Genomic DNA, 4,798 nt, shown 5'->3' on the forward strand with positions numbered 1-4,798 from the left:
ATTTTCATATCTAGATACTTGCTGTTGGCTTATTTTCAGTAATACTGCCAATTCTCCTTCGGTAATGCCATTCTGCTTTCTTATCCTCCTTAAAAATGAGGATGCAACATCATTTAACATTTCATCTGTAAAGTTCATTTTTATCACCAGAATCTCTAATGTTAATTAATATAATTCAAAAAATAATTAAATAGATTATTCATATTAGGTAAGTAAAACTAATTTAATTTATTCTATTGGGTTTAACAAACATCAACTATTTCTCAAATACACTTATATTGAGTATGTTGATTTCTTTTTCAGCATATCTCCGTTAATTCACTTACTTTTTTACAGTAATAAAAAATTACATTGACATAAAATGAAATAATTAATAACACAAAAAGTTTGAGTGTTAACAAAATATCTACATTTTATTGAGAAATAAAAAATATCAGTGTTATTTCTTCTCAATCTCTTCGTGATATCAAATGATAACGTTAACATTATCGCGTAATAGGAGTAAAAATAAAATAAACCACGTGACTATAGCTATATTTATCATATTGAAAAATAAGAAAAATATACATTTAACTTACGGTAATTAACTTGTTCATACACTTCCAATTGTAAAAATTACAGTAATAATAAAAAATTATCGTATTATGTTAAATAACCACCTAATATTTATAATTATTCTAATTTTTTAATTTGCATTGATTTACAGTTACTCATTGAAAAATAAACATACCTACAGATTCAGTCATGTATTCAATGGGTAATATAGGGTATTTATCTCGGAGAATATTCATGGTCAAAGTGGATGTAAGGTGCCCAGAACCCCGTTAAGCTTGCGGTTCAGAGTTATAACGAAAGCGCTTATCGCTTCGAAGCAGACTTACTTAACAAGATTGTTGCTTACAGCGTGAGTAACAAAGATATCAACTACCTGCTGGTAGGTACGTTGGAACAGTTAGGCTACCAGTAAGAAACGGTGCTTTATCGCAACATATACCCCATATGCTTGTCTTGGGCATACACACTGCACTCGGGGGAGAGTACCGAATAAACTGAGCACCACATCTCCTAACGTTATCGCAGCACTGCTGCTAGAAATACTGATTTTTTATATCGCATGGTGTCAGATTAGATTAAAGCGAGGACACTGGGTAACCACACCATTGCACTGGATATGGATGACTTAATCGCCAATGGTAAAGCTAAGATTGATGGTGATCGGGAAATTCTTAAGCAGATTGCCGGAACTCTGGATACCAATATTAAAAATGACATGAATTTAGTACTGCCACTGCAAAAAGAAAATCAGGTTTGGTAAACAGATAAGATTAACGTAATAGTATATCGAGGGTGGTCTGGGCCACCCGTAATTTTTACATCTATCTATTGAATCCACAGTCAGAAGCAGATACAGCAAATGATTCACTAATGGCGGATAACTGTGAAAGGTGCAGTTAAAATCGCTTTGTATTCGTGGTTCATAACAGATTTTAGTTGCGGAGATTTTTTAGCTAAAAATCAGTCTTAGAAAAACCAGTCATATCATCCAATTCCATTTCGCGACCTAATGCCGTCATGGGATGGACAATTATCAGACCTCGTACAGATTTCTTCAGTTTGCCAAGATCAGCTTGTTCTTTCTTAGTGATAGCACGCTTGAATGGCATATCCATCAACTTTTGCGCTTCTTTGCTGAGCTTCTTACTACGTTTTTCCTTCTGGTGAGCAATTTCGGCTTCCAGTGTCGCTTTTTCTTTTTCAAGTTCAGCGTACTTTTCAGCTTGTGTCGACAGTTGCAGACTTGCCATCTGGTGACGAATAAGATCTAAGCGGTCGCTCAGAAGTTTGATCTGTGTTTTTTCGATTTCTTTCATTATTAATTAACCGTGAATAAATTTCTTGTCAGCAAGTATACACCATTCTGTCTGGGAGGGTGAAAGGGATACAATGTGTCTCTATCTCTGACTCACATGGGGGTGACCACATGAAAATTGGATGTCGTAAGGTGAATCGTGGCATTGTCAGCATGCGCGGTGGGATGCTATTTATCATTTTTTTTAGCCCATTAGACCGACACGCTTTGTTTTTAAATCAATAAAACAATCCCTTCTTTTGCTTATCTAGATTATTTTGCGTAAATCATACCCATAAAATGGGTTTTTTATATCCGGTTGATTATTAGTTATTTTATTAATCTTTTGCTTGTTTTTAACACTTCCGATTACTCCATATGTGGGTTTTTTGAGTTGAAATTGCGATTTTTGTTACTGTATGTGAGTAGTTGTTAAAAAGGATTAATTTTAGATGAATGTATTATTTTTGTTTGAATAATAGATTAAAAAACTAGTTAATTAATGTCAGATATTTATTTTTAAAAATGAATCAGAGGATTAGTTATATAATTAGCTGTTATGTAAGTGAAATAACCTAATTGTAAGAAATGTAAATATAATTATTTCTATGAAGTGTTATGTTTCTATTATTTGATATTTAAAAATAGCACTCTTATAATTTTAATCATTCAGCGAGAAATTAAATATTTCAATTAAATTTTTATTAATTTGAGATTTGAATTTTTATTATGAATAAAAATAAATTAAGTGCTTCTAAATATGAGAGGAGAGATAATTTATTATCTTTTTATTGTGGTTTGATTATAAGGAAAATACGCAAAGAAAATGGTATTTCTGCACATGAGTTAGCAAAAAAGATAAATATCTCACAGCAGCAAATGTCACGTTATGAGCTTGGAATAACTAAATTCAGTCTTGATATGTTATTTAATATTAGTGTAGCTCTTGATATACCTTTTGAGAGAATAATTAAATTCATCATCCTAGAATTACAGAAATCGCCTTCAGATGATGCGACTGAATTGAAAAACAAAATATCTGCATCTGATACTGTTTATTTTTATTAATTTATTTTAATAAATTATTTTATCTATGTTTATTACAGGAGGATAATATGAAAAAAACTATTCTATCAACACTCATTTTTAGTGCAATGGGTACATCAGCTATGGCCGTTGATGCTGGTAGTGGGACTGTGATTTTTTCTGGTTCTATTATTGAAGCACCATGCTCAATTGCCCCTGGTGAGGAAAATCAAGAAGTTCCATTGGGTCAAGTGTCGAATATGACATTAGATAATGGTGGCGAATCATCCGCGCAACCATTCCAGATTAAATTAGAAGGTTGTAATCTAAAAGGTGATAACCAAGTCGCAGTCACTTTCAAAGGAACAGACGCAGGAAAAAATACAGGCTATATACAAATTACGGGCGATACAATCGGTGCTGCAGTAAAGATAATGAATGCATCAGGTTCTCATCTTAAAATTAACTCTAGTGCCAAACAGAACTATGTTGAAGGAAGTAATACGTTGAGATTTCAAGCATCACTTATTGGCGTTCAGCAAGTTGATGCGCAGAGTAACATTATTCCTGTAAAACCAGGGAAATTCCAAGCAGTGACTAATTTTACGTTAGCATATTTAAAAGTAGAAAATATTATTTCACCACGAGTTAATGAAACTCGTGGTGTATAGATTAAAACGATTATTATCAATTAATAGAAACTCTAGCTTTTTTTACTCTATATGATGGGGTATTAATTTTGGAGTTTGAATAATTATGGTGTTTGATATTGAAAGAATAATAAAATGGTGTTTGTTTTTTTAGCGTTCAATATTTTTTTCTTTAGTCATTTTTGTATTGCAGAAACCTATACGTTAGCGATTAAAGTCAATGTGATTGAAAGAACATGTGACGTGTATGGGGAAATGGCCCCGGTCATCCTATTGAGGTTTCATTTGGCGAGATAAATGTGAGCGAGTTTACGAATGAAAGATATACCAAAAATATTGATTATTATTTTGATTTTGGCTCTCAATCACCCAGTAATTTAAATTTTAAACTAAAATTTGAGAGTTCAAGTGCAGAATTTAATACTGATTTAGTCAGAACATCTAATGTGAATTTAGGTCTGAAAATTCAAGCGGATAATAAAATGTTATCACCCGGAGAATATCGTAATTTCACGTACAATAAAAAACCATTACTTGCCGTTTCGCCTGTTTTAAATACAGCCAAGAAGATTGATTTGGGTTTGTTTACTTCAACGGGTGTGTTGAAAATTGAATATCAATAGGTGGTTTTTTCATGACATCTAAAGTAAAGAAAAAATGAAAAACTAATCCCCTTTAAGGGGATTCGCGAAGTGATTAAAAAATAATACCGATAATATGATTTTTAATTGTATGAAACGGATATCAGAAGATTATTGCTCTCATAAGGGTAAAGCATCTTATGGTGAGGTTAAAAGTACGCTGGGTTCTTATACCTAAACATCGATATATTAATTCAGTTCAGATTGAACATGTTGAATGCTGCGCACCCACGGTTTATCCCGTTGAAGCGCAGGAGGTAAACGTTGTATGGCGTGTTTGGCCGAGCGGATTGATGGGTATTCACCATACACGAGCACATACCATTGGCGGTTATTTCTGACGGTTTCATACACCAAGTAATTATTCAATTTATGTCGGCGAGCTTGTTCATAAAGCCCTTCAGCGCTGGCAGCACTCCCTAGTTGTAGCGTGTAATGGCGAGAGGATGCAGAACGAATATCGCCGCCTAAATTGGTGCTCTCAGCGGTTTTTTTTGTCGTGGGGATCGTGACTTCTATCGGCTTGCTAGGCATGTCGATTGGCATCGATTCTATCTGTTCAGTTTCACTTTTTTGTTCTGACGGGGGCAGCACGAGGGTAATGATCACTTCCGTGGGTTCATCAGAAACGG

7 protein-coding genes are annotated in these 4,798 nt (G+C 33.7%); 4 read left to right on the forward strand and 3 right to left on the reverse strand.

Annotation, left to right across the window (positions count from 1 at the left end):
- A partial coding sequence (locus tag PSF16_RS13650; protein ID WP_336313816.1) for a helix-turn-helix domain-containing protein occupies positions 1-138 on the reverse strand: 138 nt, incomplete at its 3' end.
- Between the two features lie 1,033 nt (positions 139-1,171).
- Between PSF16_RS13650 and PSF16_RS13655 the strand changes: the two genes are divergently transcribed.
- Complete coding sequence (locus tag PSF16_RS13655) at positions 1,172-1,315, forward strand: hypothetical protein (RefSeq protein WP_006657462.1); 144 nt, start codon at positions 1,172-1,174, stop codon at positions 1,313-1,315.
- 193 nt (positions 1,316-1,508) lie between these two features.
- On the opposite strand, the gene PSF16_RS13660 is transcribed toward PSF16_RS13655, so the two are convergent.
- Complete coding sequence (locus tag PSF16_RS13660) at positions 1,509-1,871, reverse strand: YibL family ribosome-associated protein (RefSeq protein WP_006657463.1); 363 nt, start codon at positions 1,869-1,871, stop codon at positions 1,509-1,511.
- 707 nt (positions 1,872-2,578) lie between these two features.
- On the opposite strand from PSF16_RS13660, the gene PSF16_RS13665 reads away from it, so the two are divergent.
- From PSF16_RS13665 to PSF16_RS13675, 3 genes are all read left to right on the forward strand, one after another.
- On the forward strand, positions 2,579-2,917 hold the full coding sequence (locus tag PSF16_RS13665) for a helix-turn-helix domain-containing protein (protein WP_224050697.1): 339 nt from the start codon (positions 2,579-2,581) through the stop codon (positions 2,915-2,917).
- Between the two features lie 47 nt (positions 2,918-2,964).
- Positions 2,965-3,546 carry a fimbrial protein gene (locus tag PSF16_RS13670; RefSeq protein WP_272689424.1) on the forward strand — a complete coding sequence of 194 codons (582 nt, stop codon included), beginning with the start codon at positions 2,965-2,967 and terminating at the stop codon, positions 3,544-3,546.
- A 278-nt stretch (positions 3,547-3,824) separates the two neighbouring features.
- Positions 3,825-4,148: a hypothetical protein gene (locus tag PSF16_RS13675; RefSeq protein WP_272689425.1), complete on the forward strand. Its 324-nt coding sequence runs from the start codon at positions 3,825-3,827 to the stop codon at positions 4,146-4,148.
- A gap of 207 nt (positions 4,149-4,355) precedes the next feature.
- On the opposite strand, the gene PSF16_RS13680 is transcribed toward PSF16_RS13675, so the two are convergent.
- The coding region (locus tag PSF16_RS13680) for an SPOR domain-containing protein (RefSeq protein ID WP_272689426.1) at positions 4,356-4,798 on the reverse strand (443 nt) is incomplete at its 5' end.

The organism is Providencia sp. PROV033, assembly GCF_028484855.1.
GTDB classification, from domain to species: Bacteria; Pseudomonadota; Gammaproteobacteria; order Enterobacterales; family Enterobacteriaceae; genus Providencia; species Providencia alcalifaciens.